The organism is Pantoea sp. EEL5, from assembly GCF_049892805.1.
Lineage (GTDB): Bacteria > Pseudomonadota > Gammaproteobacteria > Enterobacterales > Enterobacteriaceae > Pantoea > Pantoea ananatis.
This window is the reverse complement of record NZ_JBNDNJ010000001.1, coordinates 755,061-773,307: the sequence shown is the minus strand read 5'-3', so window position 1 is coordinate 773,307 and position 18,247 is coordinate 755,061. Positions and strand designations below refer to the sequence as shown.

Genomic DNA, 18,247 nt, shown 5'->3' with positions numbered 1-18,247 from the left:
TTTCTCAGTCATTTAGCCGGGTAACCTGGGCTTCAGGTTATCTGCCCAACTCAGTAATCTGTCAGTCAGGAGGAGTTCACGATTCACTGCCGCAACCTGTAATAACGATTCACGGCAGCGCATCCAGTCTTGAGCGCTGTTATTGAGCGCCGTTTGCGAGAAGTGCTGCGCCAGCATGGCGACCACGTCCTGACGATCGACGTTAGTCAGCCACTGGGTTGCGCCCTGCTGCCATTTCATCGCATCCAGTATGAATGATAATAGCCAGCCAATCCGTGCCGCGCTGTTATCTGCGTTCAGCACGGGCAGGAGTTGTAGGATGTCCTGTTGCAACGCACCCGGCAGGGAATCGCACAGTTTTTGCCGGGCCTGCCACAGGCCATCATCCAACAGCGTCAGCGCCGCACCGGGCGCACCTGCACTGAGCCGCAGCGCGGCCAGTAGCGGGGCCTCATCATGTTGCCCCTGCTTTCTCAGCCAGGCCAGACTGTGATTTTCATCTGGTGGAGGTAACGTCAGCACCATGCAGCGACTGCGCAGCGTTGCCAGCAGGCGGGAGGGCTCGCGACAGCTTAAAAAGAACCAACTGTTGGCTGGCGGCTCTTCCAGCGTTTTCAGTAAGGCGTTAGCCGCCGCCTCGCTGAGCTGAGCCGCATCTGGCAGCCAGACCACCTTGGCACCGCCCTGCTGCGCATAGTGATACATTTTTTCCGTGACCTGACGCACGGCATCAATACCCAGCGTCGTTTTGCCTTTTTCAGCTTCAAGCCGGTACCAGTCAGGGTGCGTATTTGCCTGCATCAGCTGGCAGCCATGGCAGTGACCACAGCTTTTTAATCCGTCGCGTTGCAGGCACATCAGCCAGCGGCTGATCCCCCACACCAGCGCATCATCGCCCATGCCGTCAAGAGAGGTGATCAACAACGCATGATGGGCACGGCCATCCTGATGCTGACCAATCACCTGGCGGTAAGGTTGATTGAGCCAGGGATACCAGTTCATGCGCGCTGTTCCGCCAGCCAGGCCGTCAGGGTGGCGTGCAGCGCGCTTGTAACCTGCTCAAGCGGCTGAGTGGCATCTATCGTCAGGATACTGTCATCGGCGGCAGCCAGCGCCAGATAGCGCTCACGCGTGCGTTCAAAAAAGCGCAGCGACTCCTGCTCAATGCGGTCTAATTCTCCGCGGGCGCGGGCACGCTGTAACCCGGTTTCAGGCGTAACATCGAGGTACAGCGTCAGGTCAGGACGAAAGTCGCCCAGTACCGTATCCCGTAAGGTGCGCATCAGTTCGGCGTCCAGCCCGCGACCGCCGCCCTGATATGCCTGGGAGGAGAGATCGTGACGATCGCCTATCACCCAGGCCCCCCGCGCCAGCGCAGGCTTGATCACTGTTTCCACCAGTTGGACGCGCGCGGCATACAGCATTAACAGTTCCGCTTTATCGGTTACCTGCTCGCCCTCAATGCCCTGCTTGACCAGCACGCGGAGCTGCTCAGCCAGCGGTGTGCCGCCGGGTTCGCGGGTAAAGACAATATCGTCGATTCCACTGGCCCGCAGTGTTGCAACGACCGCATCGCGCGCCGTGGTTTTTCCTGCGCCTTCCAGGCCTTCAATAACAATAAACTTACTGTCCATTTTTTTCCTTTAACACCAGCCGGTAAGCCTGCACGGCCTTGTTGTGGCTCGCTAGATTGGTGGTGAAGGTATGTCCACCTTTGCCATCCGCCACGAAGTAGAGATAGTTGGTTTTTTCCGGATGCGCGGCCGCAATCAGTGAGGCTTTGCTCGGCATCGCAATTGGCCCCGGCGGCAGGCCGCTAATGATATAGGTATTATACGGCGACGGCGTTTCCAGATCTTTACGCGTCAGCGTGCCAGTATAGGCGTTACCCATGCCGTAGATCACGGTAGGATCGGTTTGCAGACGCATCCCCACGCGCAGGCGATTAATAAACACGGAAGCCACCTTAGCCCGCTCTTCACTCACACCGGTTTCTTTTTCGATGATCGACGCCATCGTGACCATTTCCTGCGCATCTTTATAGGGCAGGTTATCCATCCTGCCCTGCCAGACTTCATCGATAGTCTTTTTCATCCGCTGATGCGCGCGTTCCAGCAAGGCGACATCGGTGGTGTTTGCGGTATACAGATAAGTATCCGGAAAGAAACTGCCTTCCAGCGCCTTTTCGTCCAGCTTCAGCGTGCTGGCGACGGTCGCATAGCTGTCATCCGGCAGCGTATGTTTCACGTAGGGCGCTTTACGTAATTCGCTAAGCCACTCTTGCAGGCGTTGTCCTTCCACAAACCGCAGCGGGAATTGCGCCTCTTTGCCGCTGGCGAGCAATTCCAGCAAACTGCGGACCGTCATTGTCGGTTCAAGGCGATAGGTTCCGGCTTTGAATTTGGCCAGCTCAGGCTCCAGTTTAAGCAATGCGCCAAACCAGATGCTGTGAGGGATAATCTTTTGACTTTCCAACTGCGCTTCCAGTGCAACGCGACCGGTTCCTGCTGGCAGCGTGTAGATCGTTTCCTGGGAAAGGGTCAACCGGGTTGCTGCAAGTTGTTTAACCTGCCAGTAACTCACGGCTGCCGCGATGAGCAGGATGACCACAACGCTCACCCCTATTTTTTTGATTCGGCTCATGATGCTTCCATTATCTTTCTACAGCTCACCTGTAGCTGGTTAAACAGGGTGCGCTGTTCAAACGCCAGCGCATCAAGTTGTCGAACGGGTAATACGGGCATCAGCGCGTTGCATACCACAATCTCATCGGCTGCCTGGAGTTGCGCCAGTCCCGCCTGAACCACCTGACAAATCTGACCTGCGGCGCGCATTTCCGCTATCAGACTGCGCCGCATAATGCCGTCAACGCCCGCCTGATCCAGCGCCGGGGTAAAAACCGTGCCGCCGCTTCGCCAGAATAAATTGGCCGCACAGCATTCCACCACCCAACCGTCAGTGTCAAGCACCAGCGCCTCATCGGCGTCGGTCTGCTCAAGGTGGGCACGAATCATCACCTGTTCCAGCCGGTTCAGGTGCTTAAGGCCGGCAAACTGAGGCTGGCGCGCCAGGCGGACCGGGCTCACGGCCAGCCTGACGCCGGTTTGCTGTAGCGCCGCATAATGCGCAGGCCAGGGGGATACCGAAACGATTCGTGTGGGGCCGCTACAACCGCTGCGGCTGTAGCCCCGCCCGCCGCTGCCCGCGCTGATGATGACTTTAAGCACTGCCCTGTTATGTCCGCTGGCCGCGTGTTGCATCTCCTGCGCCAGCGCGGGCCAGTCAACGCCATTCAGCCACAGCCGTTCACAGCTTTGCTGCAATCGCTGCATGTGCCTGTCTAACAGCAGGATTTTGCCGTTGCCGATCGCGGCGGTCGTAAAGCAGCCATCGCCAAACTCTACGGCACGATCGGTGGCCGCCAGCTGGGATTGCTCAGTGCCGTTTATCCACATTGCCGTTTCTCCGGTATCAGAACGTTGCTCGACGATGGCCATGATTTTATCGGTTTCTTCGCGCCGCTGGATAGAAAAAAGGCCCGCATTGCGGGCCTTTACAGCAATCATAAACGGAATGTTTAGATTTTACGGAAAATCAGCGAGCCGTTGGTACCGCCGAAGCCGAAGGAGTTACACAGCGTGTATTCCAGCCCCGAAACCTGACGAGCGGTGTGCGGAACGAAATCAAGATCGCAACCTTCATCAGGATTATCCAGGTTCAGCGTCGGTGGAATCGCCTGGTCGCGCAGGGCCAGAATCGAATAGATCGATTCAACCGCGCCCGCCGCACCCAACAGATGGCCGGTCATGGATTTGGTGGAGCTGACCATTACCGTACTGGCTGCTGCACCAAAAACGGATTTCACCGCTTGGGCTTCCGCTTTATCGCCGGCTGGGGTTGAGGTACCGTGTGCATTGACGTAACCAATCTTATCTGGCGTCATCTGCGCATCACGCAGCGCGTTGATCATCGCAGCGGCTGCACCTGAACCGTCTTCCGGCGGTGAGGTCATGTGATAAGCATCGCTGCTCATCCCAAAGCCCACAATTTCCGCATAGATTTTTGCGCCACGTTTCTTAGCATGCTCATACTCTTCCAGTACGATAATGCCAGCGCCGTCGCCCAGTACAAATCCATCTCGGTCTTTATCCCATGGACGGCTTGCCGCCTGGGGGTTTTCGTTACGCGTCGACAGCGCACGTGCCGCGCCGAATCCGCCAACGCCAAGTGGCGTACTGGCTTTTTCCGCACCGCCCGCCAGCATCACGTCGGCATCGTTATAGGCGATGATACGTGCAGCATGACCGATATTGTGCACGCCAGACGTACAGGCGGTCGCAATGGAGATGCTGGGGCCTTTCAGGCCATACATGATGGTGAGATGCCCCGCCACCATATTGACGATTGTGGAAGGCACAAAGAATGGGCTAATTTTACGCGGGCCACCGTTCACCAGAGAGGTATGGTTGTCTTCAATAAGACCCAAGCCCCCGATGCCCGAACCAATTGCTGCGCCAACCCGGCCTGCATTTTCGTCGGTCACAACCAGACCGCTGTCCTGCATGGCCTGAATGCCTGCCACGATGCCGTACTGAATGAAGTCATCCATCTTGCGTTGATCTTTACGAGAGATAAAGTCATCGCAATTAAAATCTCTTACCAGACCTGCAAAACGTGTTGCATAGGCGCTGGTATCAAAATGGTCGATCAGGTTAATGCCGCTCTGACCGGCAAGGAGAGCACTCCAGGTAGACTCTACGGTATTGCCGACAGGAGACAACATGCCAAGACCAGTCACAACTACACGACGCTTAGACACGTTCGTCCTCCAGGGAGGGATAAAAATGACTATTGTGGGGCAAACATAAAACTCAGGCGGTCATATGACCGCCTGAAGATATTCATTAGCCTTTATGGCTATTGATATAGTCGATCGCTGCCTGAACGGTAGTGATTTTCTCAGCTTCTTCGTCTGGAATTTCAGTATCAAACTCTTCTTCCAGAGCCATTACCAGCTCAACGGTATCAAGAGAATCGGCACCCAGGTCTTCTACGAAAGATGCAGAGTTGGTCACTTCTTCCTCTTTCACACCCAGCTGCTCACTGATGATTTTCTTAACGCGTTGTTCGATATCGCTCATACTATTTAATTTCCTATCAAAACTCGCTTTCGCGATGGTTTTCGTAGTGTATAAAATGTTGAAAAAGATGCAACAAAATCCCGGCTGGTCGAACCACGATTTTACGCTATTGTGCGGTTTTATCCGCAAATAATGCAAATGATTTCGTGATTATCAGACCATATACATGCCGCCATTGACGTGCAGCGTCTCACCCGTGATGTAGGCTGCTTCGTCAGAGGCTAAGAATGCAACGGCATTAGCAATTTCCTGCGCTTCGCCTAAACGACCCGCTGGGACCTCCGCCAGAATACCGGAACGTTGATCTTCGTTCAGTGCCCGCGTCATGTCAGTCTCTATGAAGCCCGGAGCCACGACGTTGACGGTAATGCCACGTGACGCGATTTCGCGCGCCAGTGATTTGCTAAAGCCAATCAAACCTGCTTTTGCTGCAGCGTAGTTTGCCTGACCCGCATTGCCCATGGTTCCAACAACAGAACCGATGGTGATGATACGACCCATGCGCTTTTTCATCATGGCACGCATCACCGCCTTCGAAAGACGGAAAACCGATGTGAGGTTGGTATCCAGGATATCCTGCCACTCATCGTCCTTCATACGCATCAGTAGATTATCACGCGTAATGCCTGCATTATTGACTAAAATGTCCACTTCGCCAAATTCAGCGCGAATTTTCTCTAAAACGCTGTTTACAGAAGCGGCATCCGTCACGTTTAACAGCAGACCTTGTCCTTTATCGCCAAGGTAATCACTGATAGCATCGGCGCCACTTTGGCTGGTTGCAGTACCTACCACTTTCGCACCGCGTGCGGCCAGGGTTTCTGCAATCGCACGGCCGATGCCGCGGCTTGCGCCAGTTACCAGCGCTACTTTACCTTCAAAGCTCATGATTTTCCTCTTATTCCTGTGCAAGCGCCGCAGTCAATGACGCAGTATCGTTCATCGCTGCTGCGGACAGGCCGTCTACAATGCGTTTTGTCAGACCGGTAAGGACTTTACCCGGTCCCATTTCAATAAGTTGCGTGACGCCCTGCGCGGCCATAGCCTCAACGCTCTCGGTCCAGCGGACCGGGCTGTAAAGCTGACGAATCAGCGCATGTCGAATCGCGTCGGCGTCCGTTTCGGCTTTGACATCCACGTTGTTAATGACCGGCACAGCTGGCGCATTGAACGTGATGTTTTCCAGTGTTAATGCCAGCTTATCGGCAGCCGGTTTCATCAGCGCGCAGTGTGAAGGGACGCTTACCGGCAGCGGTAGCGCACGTTTTGCGCCTGCCGCTTTGCAGGCTGCACCTGCACGTTCAACCGCCTCTTTATTGCCAGCGATAACCACCTGGCCTGGCGAGTTGAAGTTAACCGGTGAAACCACTTGGCCCTGCGCACTTTCTTCACAGGCTTTAGCAATCGCAGCGTCATCAAGGCCGATAATTGCCTGCATCGCACCCGTGCCCTCAGGCACGGCTTCCTGCATCAGCTTACCGCGCAGTTCAACCAGCTTGATCGCGTCCGCAAAATTCAGCACACCTGCGCAGACCAGCGCGGAGTATTCTCCCAGGCTGTGACCTGCCATCAGGGCGGGTAGTTGACCGCCCTGCTGCTGCCAGACACGATAGATGGCTACCGAGGCAGCCAGCAAAGCAGGCTGCGTCTGCCAGGTTTTATTCAGCTCTTCAGCCGGCCCCTGGCTGACTAACTGCCACAGATCGTAACCGAGAACATCAGAAGCTTCACGAAACGTCGCTTCAACCGCCGGATAAGCAGCGGCCAGATCCGCTAACATGCCCACAGTCTGTGAACCCTGACCTGGGAAAACAAAAGCAAATTGCGTCATTTTCAATTCCTGTCAATCAAAAGCGAACCAGCGCAGAACCCCAGGTGAATCCACCACCAAAGGCTTCCAGCAAAATAAGTTGTCCGGGTTTGATGCGGCCATCGCGCACCGCCTCATCCAGCGCACTTGGCACGGATGCGGCAGAGGTATTTCCATGGCGATCCAGCGTCACGACCACTTTCTCCATGGTCATACCCAGTTTTTTCGCCGTGGCGCTGATAATACGCAGGTTAGCCTGATGCGGCACCAGCCAGTCCAGCTCTTCACGCGCAATGTTATTTGCCTGCAAGGTTTCGTCCACAATGTGGGCTAACTCGGTGACCGCCACTTTGAAGACTTCATTGCCTGCCATTGTCAAATAAGCGGGCTGATCCTGATTTTCGCGATCCTGATACGGCAGCGTCAACAGTTTCGCATAGCGACCGTCAGCGTGCAGGTGGGTTGAAATGATCCCCTGCTCTTCGCTCTGGCCCAGCACAACAGCGCCGGCACCATCACCAAACAGGATGATCGTCCCACGATCGTCTGGATTGAGCGTACGCGCGAGGACATCGGCACCGATGACTAACGCATGTTTAACGGCACCGTTTTTAATATATTGATCGGCCACGCTTAACGCATAGGTAAAGCCGGCACAGGCTGCTGCGAGGTCAAACGCCGCACAGTCTTTGATGTCAAGCATCTGCTGAATCAGGCAGGCAGAGCTTGGAAAGGCGTGACTGGACGAGGTGGTCGCAACGATGATCAGACCGATATCATTGGCGTCAACGCCTGCCATTTCCAGTGCACGTTGTGCAGCCTGATGTCCCATACTTGCGACAGTCTCATCCGGCGCAGCAATACGGCGCTCACGAATGCCGGTACGGGTAACAATCCACTCGTCCGAAGTCTCCACCATTTTTTCCAGATCGGCATTGGTGCGGATCTGGCTGGGCAAATAACTGCCCGTACCGATAATTTTGGTAAACATCTAGGCTTTGTCACTCCTGGCTAATACAGCGTCCAGACGGGCGGCAATGCGTTCAGGCACCTGCCGCCTCACCGTCTGCTCGGCCTGATTGATCGCCACGGCAAAAGCATGTTGATTTGCTGCACCATGGCTCTTTATCACTGTCCCGCGTAATCCTAACAGACAAGCGCCATTATACTGGTCGGGGTTGAGATGCCCGAAGCGCCTGACCAAACGCTTTTTCATCCAGCGCCCCAGCAACGTCAGCCACCACGACCGCTTCTTACCTTCCTCTGATGACTTGAACAGAGAAAGAAACATTCTTACTACGCCTTCCATTGTCTTCAGAGTGATGTTTCCTGCGAAACCATCACAGACCAGCACATCCGTTTTGCCAGTCAGTAAATCATTACCTTCAAGGTAACCAATGTAGTTAATCTGCGGCAATGCCTTGAGACTTAACGCCGCATCGCGGATGCTTTCAAGCCCTTTATGCTCTTCATGACCAATATTGAGAAGTGCCACACGGGGATTCGCAATCCCCAACACTTCTTCCGCCATCACTGAGCCCATTACCGCAAACTGCACCAGCATCGCACTGTCTGAGTCGACATTGGCACCTAAATCTAAAATGACCGTTTTTCCCTTCTGCTGATGGGGTAAAACGGTCATAAGCGCCGGACGTTTAATCCCGTCCAGCGGCTTCAGTAATAATGTCGCCAGCCCCATCAGCGCGCCCGTGTTGCCGCTGCTGACGCAGGCCTGAGCCCGCCCTTCTTTAACCAACTCTAACGCCACTCGCATAGAACTGCCGCGGCTGTTACGGATGGCTTGTGCGGGTCGCGCATCACTTGCAATAACTGATTCGGCAGGCACAACCTGCAGTCGCTCCAGCAAGGAGGAATCCGCTTTGGCAAGCAATGGCGTGAGAATGTCGGGATCTCCGACAAGAAGAAGGATAATTTCCGTATGAGAGGCCAGTGCCTGCAATGCTGCAGGCACCGTCACGCAGGGACCGAAGTCCCCGCCCATGGCATCGATAGCCAGGGTCAAACGTGCCAAGGTATCGCCTTGCTAAGCAAAGAACTTACTTAACGATAACCTTGCGACCGCGGTAGTAACCGTCCGCAGTGATGTGGTGACGCAGATGAGTTTCACCAGAAACTTTATCTACTGACAGAGTGGCAGTGGTCAGCGCATCGTGCGAACGACGCATACCACGCTTAGAACGGGTGGGTTTATTCTGTTGTACGGCCATGGACCTTACTCCTATTACTTACGCTTTAAACTGGCTAATACGGCAAATGGGTTTGGTTTTTCTGCCTCTGCAGGCAACTGACCAAAGACCATGTCCGCCTCGGACACTTCACAGTGTTCAGAATCGTGCACCGGAACCACAGGCAGCGCGAGAATAACTTCATCCTCGATAACTGCCAGCAGGTCGATCTCACCAAACTCGTTGACATCAACCGGCTCGTACGCTTCCGGCAACGCTTCGGCCTGCTCGTCAGACGACACAGGACTGAAGCAATAGCTTACGTGTACATGATGTGGAAAAACCTGGTTGCAGCGCTGACAACGTAGCGTAACCTGTACATCAGCAGTACCCGTCAGTACTGCCAGACGCTGGTTGTCAACCGCAAACGACATGACACAATCTACATCACTGTCCACACTGACGACCGACTCAGCAACACGCTCAACCTGTTGAGAGGTATAAACACCTTGATAATCCAGGCGTTTTTGAGCGGTGCGGACTGGGTCCAGCGTCAGGGGTAATTTTACCTTTTGCATAGGGCGCGCATATTAACTTTGTAATCACATAGAGTCAAAGAAAAAGGCCGTTTACCAGCATCTTTCAACCACTATTCGCATCCAGTGCGGCGCACAGTTTAAAATGACTGCCACCAATTCGCTATCAATATTGAAAAAAAATGACAGCATCGATTCTTTTAGCATCAACGTCACCCTTTCGTCAGGCACTGTTAGCGCGGCTGGGCCTGCCTTTCACGGTCGATTCGCCGCAGACAGATGAAACGCCGTTAGCGCATGAAAGCGCGGAAGCGCTGGTCACCCGATTAGCCATTGCCAAGGCGCAGGCGCTGGCCCAACGTTATCCTGACCACTGGATTATTGGTTCTGACCAGGTCTGCGTGCTGAATGGCGTGATAACAGGAAAACCCCATACGGTTGAAAACGCGGAAGCACAGTTGCGGGCCGCCAGCGGCCAGCGCGTAACGTTTTATACCGGGCTGGCGCTATACCACCCTGCCAGCCAGCGCTTAATGCAATGCTGTGAGCCGTTTAGCGTCCATTTCCGCACGCTAACCGACGCCGAGATCCGTGCCTATATAAAGAAAGAGCAACCGCTGCAGTGCGCAGGGAGCTTTAAAAGCGAAGGGTTGGGGATTTGTTTATTCGATCGTCTTGAGGGACGCGATCCGAATACGCTGGTCGGTTTACCGCTTATCGCGCTCAGCAATATGCTGCGAGAAGCAGGCATCAACCCCCTGTCGGATTGATGCCCGGCGCGTCAGCTTTTCTGCTGGCGCAGCATCGTCAGGCAATGCTGCAACTTGTCATCCAGTGGCGCTTCCATGCGGAGCGTCTCACCCGTGTTGGGATGCGTAAAGGTCAGCGCGGCCGCATGCAGGAACAAGCGGTTAAGCCCCGTAGAGGACAGCTGGCTGTCAAACGCGCGATCGCCGTAGCGGTCGTCGAATGCAATAGGATGACCGGCATGCAGCGTATGCACACGAATCTGGTGGGTACGTCCGGTAACCGGGCTGGCTTTTACAAGGGTGGCGAAGTCGAAGCGCTCTTCCACTTTAAACCGGGTTTCTGAAGGCTTGCCGTCGCTGCTCACGCGTACCATGCGCTCACCGCTTTGCAGAATGTTTTTCAGCAACGGCGCCTGAACCACTTTCAGATGCGATGGCCAGTTACCCTGAACCAGCGCCAGATAGTCTTTCTGCATGCCTTTCTCACGCAGTTGTTCGTGCAGCGAGCGCAAGGCTGAACGCTTTTTGGCCACCAGCAGGACGCCAGAGGTGTCACGATCCAGACGGTGCACCAGCTCCAGGAAGCGAGACTCAGGACGCAGGGCGCGCAAGCCTTCTATCACGCCAAAGCTCAGGCCGCTGCCACCGTGTACCGCTGTACCGGACGGCTTATTCAGCACCAGCAGATGATCGTCTTCAAAGAGAATGGCATTGGCTAAAGAAGCCACTTTGGCCAGCTTGGGCGAAACGGCCTCTTCGTCCCGTTCGGCCACCCGGACGGGCGGGATACGCACCTCATCGCCCTCTTCCAGCTTATATTCTGGCTTGATGCGTTTCTTGTTAACCCGCACCTCGCCTTTACGCACGATGCGATAAATCATGCTTTTCGGCACGCCCTTTAACTGGGTGCGCAAAAAGTTGTCAATGCGTTGTCCGGCATTTTCAGCCGTGATGGCGACAAAGTGTACGCCTGGATTCTCTGTTTTCATGGCGGCGATTCTAAATAGTGTCCCCTGATAGCGCCACCCCTTTTTCTGTGCTTAACTCTTTGCGTCTCGTCAGGAAGCGTAATGTGATTGCTGTGATTTTCAGCAGCGCGGGTGCACTTCTTGTCGTAGGGTTCTTAAAATGTAAAGAAAATTGATCAGTGAGTTAAAGTCACCTTGCTATATGAAGGTTAGCAGTGGAATAATGCTTGGGTTTCTTAGCTGAAGATTCAGATAAGAAAAAAAACGAAATTAGTTATTTTGTCGGATTGAGCAGACACGCAGCAATGGCGTAAGACGTAATGCGAAATCAGACACTTAGCGGGCTGCGGGTTGCGGCCTGGACATGAGATGGAGTGCACGGGTTTACTGAATTATCTCTCGCATTTCCACTATCTGGTGCTGTTGTTCCTTATGAAAAACAGGCCACCGACGTTATTTGCGCCCCTCGCGCGGTCGATAACCGTGAGGTTGACGACATTGCACTAAGTCACGGGGCCATCGGTTGATACTCGTCCAGGGTAACTATGCCCGCAGCTTTAATCACTCATGAAAGAATAACGAGTACGTTACGATGAAAAGAATGTTAATCAACGCAACTCAGCAGGAGGAGTTGCGCGTTGCCCTGGTTGATGGTCAACGTCTGTACGATCTGGATATCGAAAGCCCAGGACACGAACAGAAAAAAGCCAATATCTACAAAGGTAAAATCACCCGTATCGAACCCAGCCTTGAAGCGGCCTTCGTCGATTACGGTGCAGAACGTCACGGTTTCCTCCCTCTGAAAGAAATTTCCCGCGAATACTTCCCTGCTAATTACAACTCACACGGTCGTCCGAACATTAAAGACGTGCTGCGTGAAGGTCAGGAAGTCATTGTTCAGATTGATAAAGAAGAACGCGGCAACAAAGGCGCTGCGCTCACTACCTTTATCTCTCTGGCCGGTAGCTATCTGGTATTAATGCCAAATAACCCGCGCGCGGGTGGGATTTCTCGTCGGATTGAAGGTGATGACCGTACCGAACTGAAAGAGGCGCTATCGGCGCTGGAACTCCCTGATGGCATGGGGCTGATTGTTCGCACGGCGGGCGTCGGTAAATCAGCCGAATCGCTGCAGTGGGACCTTAGCTTCCGTCTGAAGCATTGGGAAGCCATCAAAAAAGCGGCTGACAGCCGCGCGGCCCCGTTCCTGATCCATCAGGAAAGCAACGTGATCGTGCGCGCCTTCCGCGACTATCTGCGTCAGGATATCGGTGAGATTCTTATCGATAACCCGAAAGTGCTTGAGCTGGCACGTCAGCATATCGCCGCGCTGGGCCGTCCGGACTTTAGCAGCAAAATTAAGCTCTACACCGGTGAGATTCCGCTGTTCAGCCATTACCAAATCGAATCGCAAATCGAATCCGCTTTCCAGCGTGAAGTTCGCTTGCCGTCAGGCGGCTCAATCGTTATCGACAGTACCGAAGCGCTTACCGCCATCGATATCAACTCCGCCCGTGCCACGCGCGGTGGCGATATTGAAGAAACCGCCTTTAATACCAACCTGGAAGCGGCAGACGAAATTGCTCGCCAGCTGCGTCTGCGCGACCTGGGCGGCCTGATCGTTATCGACTTCATCGATATGACACCGGTTCGTCACCAGCGCGCGGTTGAAAACCGTCTGCGTGAAGCCGTCCGTCAGGATCGCGCCCGTATTCAAATCAGCCATATTTCACGTTTTGGCCTGCTGGAGATGTCCCGCCAGCGCCTCAGCCCGTCCCTGGGCGAGTCCAGCCACCACGTCTGTCCACGTTGTAGCGGCACCGGCACTATTCGTGATAACGAATCTCTGTCGCTGTCCATTCTGCGCCTGATTGAAGAAGAAGCGCTGAAAGACAACACCAAAGAAGTGCATGCTATCGTGCCGGTCCCGGTTGCCTCTTACCTGCTGAATGAAAAACGTGAAGCGGTAAATGCTATCGAGAAACGTCAGGGCGGCGTACGTGCGGTCATCGTGCCGGACGACCGGATGGAAACCCCGCACTACTCCGTTCTGCGCGTGCGCAAAGGCGAAGAAACGCAAACGCTGAGCTACCACCTGCCGAAACTGCATGAAGCCGAGATGGCGATGCCATCTGAAGAGGAGCATGCTGAGCGCCGCCGTCCAGAGCAGCCTGCTCTCGCAGCCTTTGTGATGCCCGATGCGCCGCCAGCACCGGCCGAAGCCTCACCGGAAGTGGCCACACCTTCAGCGACTGTGACGCAACCCGCACCAGCGGCCGCGCCGGCCAGTGAAGGTTTTGTCAGCCGTCTGCTGAGTGGATTGAAAAAACTGTTTGCTGGCGAACCTGCTCCGGCGGCTGTCGAGCCGGTTGCCGAGGTGACGGCCCCGCAGAAAACCAGCGAGGACGAGAACGGCAACCCGCGTGGCGATCGTCGTAATAATCGTCGCAACAATAACCGTCGCGAACGTACCCCGCGCAACGGTGATAACGCACAACAGCGTGAATCTCGTGATAACCGTGACTCTCGTGATAACCGTGATAACCGTGATAACCGTGGTGAGTCTCGAGATAATCGCGAGCCGCGTGAAGACAATCGTCGTAACAAGCGTCAGGCCCAGCCTAATGAGGTGCGTGACGATCGTCCGGTACTGAGCGATGAAGCGCGCCAGCAGCGTGATGAGCAGCAGCAACAGCGCCGCGAACAACGTGCTGAACGTCAGCGTCGTCGTCAGGAAGAGAAACGTGCTCAGCAGGACGCTAACAGCGCGGTGGAACAAACCGCCGAAGCGGTCGCGCCTGCTGCTGTGGATGCGCAGGAAGACGAGCGCGTTCAGGTGATGCCACGCCGTAAACCGCGTCAGCTGACGCAGAAAGTCCGCGTTGGTGATAACAATGACCAGCCGCAGGCCGCCGCCGTTGAATCAGCCGAATCGGCTGACGTTCAAAAGGTGCAGCCTGTTGTCGAAACGTCACAGGTTGAAGAGACGGAGGAGAACGAAGGTCGCGATAATGCCAATATGCCACGTCGTTCACGCCGTTCACCTCGCCATCTGCGCGTAAGTGGTCAGCGTCGCCGTCGTTACCGTGATGAACGTTATCCGACCCAGTCCGCGATGCCTTTAGACGCCGCTGCGGCTTCGCCTGAGATGGCGTCCGGCAAAGTCTGGATTCGCTACCCGGTCGCGCAAGCGAATGAAGAGCAAATCGTTCAGGATGCGCCTCAATCGACACCGGACTACAGCCGTGAAGAGACTGCACCTGCTGTTGCCCTGCCTGTCGCTACCGAGGAAGCGCCGGCTTCACAGGCTGCGCCAGTACAAATCGCAGAGCCGCAGGCTGACGCCCCGGTTACCGTGGTGAATACTGACGATACGCAGGCCATTGAAGCCCCGGTTCATCATGAACCTTCGGTGATTCCAGCCGCCGCTGAAGCCGGTGCTGAAGCGATCGCGCAACAGGCTCAGCCTGCTGACGCTGTCGAAGCGCCGGAAGTGAGCGTGCCGGAGGTGAAGGTGCCGGTTGTCGCAGAATCCGCGCCTGAAGAAACGGCGGATGAGCATGCGGGCACTGAAGTCAGCACTGCGACCGAAGCGCAGGTGGAAGAGGTTTTACACGCGCCTGTTGCCGCTGAGGAAGCCATTACGCCGGTTAGTGAACCTCATGCACCTGTTGCCGCACGCGACATCCCTGTTGAGGCATTAAAAGCCAACGCCGAAACGCGCTGGAAGCACTTTGCTTCTGCACCGATGACCAAGGCGCCTGCGCCAGTGTGGCAACCCGAGCCTGCCCGTCAAAGTGACTGGCAACGTCCGGCCTTTAAATTTGAGGGCAGAGGTTCTGCTGGCGGCCACAGCGCCACCCATCAGGCTACTGCACCTGCCACCAAGCCGTAAGGCGCGCTAGCAGCACACATGAACCCGGCTCCGGCCGGGTTTTTTATTGCATGCTCGGCGTAACAGGCGATGGTTCGGGGATACGCAGCCCTTAACTGAATGCGGCTCTCAGACAGGGCAGCGTTACAGGGATAAAACCGCGCGCGCGAGTCACGCGTTAACGCATGCTTCTCAGAGTGGCCTTGTGGCAACGCACAGGCTGCAGGCAAAAAAAATCCCACCGTCCCTTATCAGGACGGTGGGAAAAACTAAGCGCACCCGGTTAAAGTACGCCCAAATTTTTTATGAATTTAACTGAAACAGCGACATCTGAGACATATCGGTAAAGGTCTTGTATGAAGCCTGCAGCGCCTGCTGTTGCATGGTGTAGCTGGAGATCGCCTGGGTGTAATCAACGTCCACCAGGCTGCTCATCTGGGAATCATAAATGACCTTGCGATCGTCCCCCTGCGCATTCAACGTATCTAACTCTTTCAACTGAGTACCGATCTCGGAACGGACGCTGAGCACGTTGTTCAACGAGTTGCTCAAACCACGGCTGGTTTTATCCATTGCCGCAGAAAACGTGGCTTTCGTCGCATCGTCCGCGCCGTTTTGCGGCACTTTCAGCGCACTGATGGCGCTGTCCAGCATGTTAAACAAGTTCGTTTCACTGGTACCGCCGTTAGGCTCTTTCACCGCATTGCTGGTGATAGACATCACGATGCTGTTACCAGTATGACCGATGGTCATGGTACGGTCAGTGTCCACTTTTTGCGTAATGGCGTCGGTTCCGCCCTGATAGGTCACACCGCCCGCACCGTCCACAAACGGCGGGCTATCGGTTTTGTAACCCGCGAAAATATAGCGACCGTTGGCGTCTTTGCTGTTGACCTGGTTTAGTAACTGCGCACGCACGCCTTCCAGCTGAGTCGCATAGGAGGCGCGGTCATCATCGCTTAAGGAACCGTTTGCCGCGGCCACGATCATCGACTGCGCGCTCATGATGCTGTTCGTGACGCCGTTAAGGGTGTTTTCTTCCAGCGATAATCCCTGGTCGGCAAAGGTACGCGCAACAGAATACTGGCTTGCCTGCGCCTGCGTTTGCGACAGCACGACCGCACGCGATGCGGCAATCGGGTCGTCTGAAGGATTAGACACTCTGAGTCCGGTGGAAAGCTGTTTTCCCGCGTTTAACCAGGAGGATTGCGCATCGCTAACGCCGCGAACCTGCTGGTCAAAAATCATATTTGTACTGAGTCGCATGATGTCCTCTGCTTTTAGTTGATGCTAAGCAGGGCGTCAAAAACGGTGCTAGCCGTTTTTAAAACCTGCGCATTCGCCATGTAATATTGTTGGTATTTCGTCAGGTTCGCGTACTCTTCATCCAGGTTCACGCCAGAAACAGACTGCTGGCGGTTGGTTAGCTGCGTCACCACGTTCTGCTGTGTCGTGCTGGCGGTTTTGAGTGCCTGAGTTTTGTTGCCAACGGTACTCACCATCGCGCCGTAAGCCTGGGAAATCGTCGCGTTGCCGTTAACAATTTTGGCATCCTGCAACGCCAGCAGCTTTTGCGCATTGCGGTTATCACTTTCACCGCCGGTCGCGGCCGCAGCGGCGATTTGCGATCCGCTGGTAATAGCAACCGACATGCCGTTAACCACGTTCTGAACCGGCTTCACCAGGAAACTGTCTTTGGCGTTTGGCGTGCCGTTGACCGTCAGGCTCATTCCATCCAGATTAAGCGTCGTAACGCCGCCCGAGGTCGTGGGTGTAAGCGTGGTTTTGCTGTTATCTGACAAACGTGTCGCTGACCAGTTTGTCCCGTCATAGCTGACGGTATAGTTTGATGCCTGCAGGGCACTGGTGTTAGTCCACGCGGCCGTCAGGGTGGCAGAAGAGGTATTTTTGCTGTCCCCCTGCGCCGTAGGAGTGCCGATATTAAAGAAGTCGACGCCCTGATTACCGTTGCTGTCGAAGCCTTGCTTATGCACGGCGTTAAAACTGGTTGTAAAGGCCGCCGCTAACTGGCCCAGTTGGTTTTGTGCCAGGTCCAGATCCTGCGAACGAAAGCTCAGCATACCGCCCAGCGAACCCGTAGTTATGGATGATTCGGGAAGCTGCACGTTGCCAGCTTGTGGATCAACATAACCCACTGTGGTGCGAGTCAGGTCACTGCTGGAGGGCATAGCCACCAGTTTGGTGGACTGAAAACCATTCACCAGCGAAAGACCGTTAGCCATGGAAACGGTATAGCTTCCATCTTGTTGTGACACTGTCACACCAACGATATTATTCAGACCGTTGACTAACTGATCGCGCTGATCCAGCAAATCATTCGGTGTTGCACCGTTAGCCGTGCTGAGTTTGGCAATTTGCTGGTTAAGATTCGAGATCTGCGTGGTGAAGGTATTAATCTGATCAACATCAGAGGCAATGTTGGTGTTCACGCTGTTTTGCATGTTGGTCAGGTACTGCGCCTGGGTCTGGAACTGGTTAACCAACCCCTGCGAGTTGCTGAGCATCGACTGACGCGCCGCCGGATCGTTGGCGTTACTGACCACGTTCTGCATGTTGCTGAAGAAGCCCTGAATCGCCGTCGACAGGTTAGTGGTCGAGGTCGACATCAGATCGTCAATGTTCGATACCTGCGAATACTGTGTATTCGCTGCGTTATAGGTGGCTGACGAACCGCGCAGCTGAGCCGCGATAAAACTATCATATTCACGCTGAACGCCAGTGACGTTAACGCCATTGCCGTAATAGCTTTTCCCCTGCAGGGTACTGTTTGCTTCGGCCAGAATGGTAGTCTGACGTGAGTAACCCGCGACAGTGTAGTTACTGATATTGTTACTGGTCGTGCTTAAGGCGGCCTGTGCGGCACTGAGCCCGCTCATTGCGGAGTTAATTATGCTGGACATCTCGGTTCCTTACATTCCCCCGTTAACCGGGTTGCTGTCATCAGTGTGGTCGCCAACATGCG

Annotated in this window: 17 protein-coding genes; 2 read left to right on the top strand and 15 right to left on the bottom strand. The window is 54.9% G+C overall.

Going from position 1 to position 18,247, the window contains the following annotated elements:
• Positions 1 to 12: 12 nt before the first annotated feature.
• The 12 genes from holB to yceD all read right to left on the bottom strand — a co-directional run bounded on the left by holB (position 13) and on the right by yceD (position 9,715).
• A complete protein-coding gene (holB, locus tag ACPXSQ_RS03760) occupies positions 13 to 1,002 on the bottom strand; it encodes a DNA polymerase III subunit delta' (protein WP_013025372.1) in 990 nt (329 codons plus the stop codon).
• Positions 999 to 1,634: a dTMP kinase gene (tmk, locus tag ACPXSQ_RS03755; RefSeq protein WP_014593431.1), complete on the bottom strand. Its 636-nt coding sequence runs from the start codon at positions 1,632 to 1,634 to the stop codon at positions 999 to 1,001. The genes holB and tmk overlap by 4 nt, the downstream gene beginning before the upstream one ends.
• Positions 1,624 to 2,643 (bottom strand): cell division protein YceG, encoded by a 1,020-nt coding sequence (yceG, locus tag ACPXSQ_RS03750; RefSeq protein ID WP_014593430.1) that lies wholly within the window; start codon positions 2,641 to 2,643, stop codon positions 1,624 to 1,626. Before yceG ends, tmk begins: the two co-directional genes overlap by 11 nt.
• Positions 2,640 to 3,455 (bottom strand): aminodeoxychorismate lyase, encoded by an 816-nt coding sequence (gene pabC / locus ACPXSQ_RS03745; protein ID WP_199226568.1) that lies wholly within the window; start codon positions 3,453 to 3,455, stop codon positions 2,640 to 2,642. The genes yceG and pabC overlap by 4 nt, the downstream gene beginning before the upstream one ends.
• Before the next feature lie 122 nt (positions 3,456 to 3,577).
• Positions 3,578 to 4,819 carry a beta-ketoacyl-ACP synthase II gene (gene fabF / locus ACPXSQ_RS03740; RefSeq protein WP_013025368.1) on the bottom strand — a complete coding sequence of 414 codons (1,242 nt, stop codon included), beginning with the start codon at positions 4,817 to 4,819 and terminating at the stop codon, positions 3,578 to 3,580.
• Positions 4,820 to 4,904: 85 nt separating this feature from the next.
• Positions 4,905 to 5,141 (bottom strand): acyl carrier protein, encoded by a 237-nt coding sequence (gene acpP, locus ACPXSQ_RS03735; RefSeq protein WP_003849865.1) that lies wholly within the window; start codon positions 5,139 to 5,141, stop codon positions 4,905 to 4,907.
• 153 nt (positions 5,142 to 5,294) lie between these two features.
• Positions 5,295 to 6,029: a 3-oxoacyl-ACP reductase FabG gene (gene fabG, locus ACPXSQ_RS03730; RefSeq protein WP_014593428.1), complete on the bottom strand. Its 735-nt coding sequence runs from the start codon at positions 6,027 to 6,029 to the stop codon at positions 5,295 to 5,297.
• 10 nt (positions 6,030 to 6,039) lie between these two features.
• Entirely contained in the window at positions 6,040 to 6,972 is a 933-nt protein-coding gene (gene fabD, locus ACPXSQ_RS03725) for an ACP S-malonyltransferase (protein WP_426142827.1), read from the bottom strand.
• Positions 6,973 to 6,988: 16 nt separating this feature from the next.
• A complete protein-coding gene (locus ACPXSQ_RS03720) occupies positions 6,989 to 7,942 on the bottom strand; it encodes a beta-ketoacyl-ACP synthase III (protein ID WP_013025364.1) in 954 nt (317 codons plus the stop codon).
• Positions 7,943 to 8,983 (bottom strand): phosphate acyltransferase PlsX, encoded by a 1,041-nt coding sequence (gene plsX / locus ACPXSQ_RS03715; protein WP_089517448.1) that lies wholly within the window; start codon positions 8,981 to 8,983, stop codon positions 7,943 to 7,945.
• 25 nt (positions 8,984 to 9,008) lie between these two features.
• Positions 9,009 to 9,179: a 50S ribosomal protein L32 gene (rpmF, locus tag ACPXSQ_RS03710; protein WP_013025362.1), complete on the bottom strand. Its 171-nt coding sequence runs from the start codon at positions 9,177 to 9,179 to the stop codon at positions 9,009 to 9,011.
• A gap of 14 nt (positions 9,180 to 9,193) precedes the next feature.
• A complete protein-coding gene (gene yceD, locus ACPXSQ_RS03705; protein ID WP_014593425.1) occupies positions 9,194 to 9,715 on the bottom strand; it encodes a 23S rRNA accumulation protein YceD in 522 nt (173 codons plus the stop codon).
• Between the two features lie 140 nt (positions 9,716 to 9,855).
• Between yceD and ACPXSQ_RS03700 the strand changes: the two genes are divergently transcribed.
• Positions 9,856 to 10,443: a Maf family protein gene (locus tag ACPXSQ_RS03700; RefSeq protein WP_013025360.1), complete on the top strand. Its 588-nt coding sequence runs from the start codon at positions 9,856 to 9,858 to the stop codon at positions 10,441 to 10,443.
• Positions 10,444 to 10,454: 11 nt separating this feature from the next.
• On the opposite strand, the gene rluC is transcribed toward ACPXSQ_RS03700, so the two are convergent.
• On the bottom strand, positions 10,455 to 11,411 hold the full coding sequence (gene rluC / locus ACPXSQ_RS03695) for a 23S rRNA pseudouridine(955/2504/2580) synthase RluC (RefSeq protein ID WP_014593424.1): 957 nt from the start codon (positions 11,409 to 11,411) through the stop codon (positions 10,455 to 10,457).
• Positions 11,412 to 11,982: 571 nt separating this feature from the next.
• On the opposite strand from rluC, the gene rne reads away from it, so the two are divergent.
• The gene (gene rne / locus ACPXSQ_RS03690; RefSeq protein ID WP_426142823.1) at positions 11,983 to 15,285 is read left to right on the top strand and encodes a ribonuclease E; all 3,303 of its coding nucleotides are present in this window, start codon (positions 11,983 to 11,985) and stop codon (positions 15,283 to 15,285) included.
• 282 nt (positions 15,286 to 15,567) lie between these two features.
• On the opposite strand, the gene flgL is transcribed toward rne, so the two are convergent.
• Together flgL and flgK are read right to left on the bottom strand one after the other, a co-directional pair.
• Positions 15,568 to 16,530, bottom strand: a complete 963-nt coding sequence (gene flgL, locus ACPXSQ_RS03685) for a flagellar hook-associated protein FlgL (RefSeq protein ID WP_013025357.1) — start codon at positions 16,528 to 16,530, stop codon at positions 15,568 to 15,570.
• Positions 16,531 to 16,544: 14 nt separating this feature from the next.
• Positions 16,545 to 18,185 carry a flagellar hook-associated protein FlgK gene (gene flgK, locus ACPXSQ_RS03680; protein ID WP_014593422.1) on the bottom strand — a complete coding sequence of 547 codons (1,641 nt, stop codon included), beginning with the start codon at positions 18,183 to 18,185 and terminating at the stop codon, positions 16,545 to 16,547.
• Positions 18,186 to 18,247 lie beyond the last annotated feature (62 nt).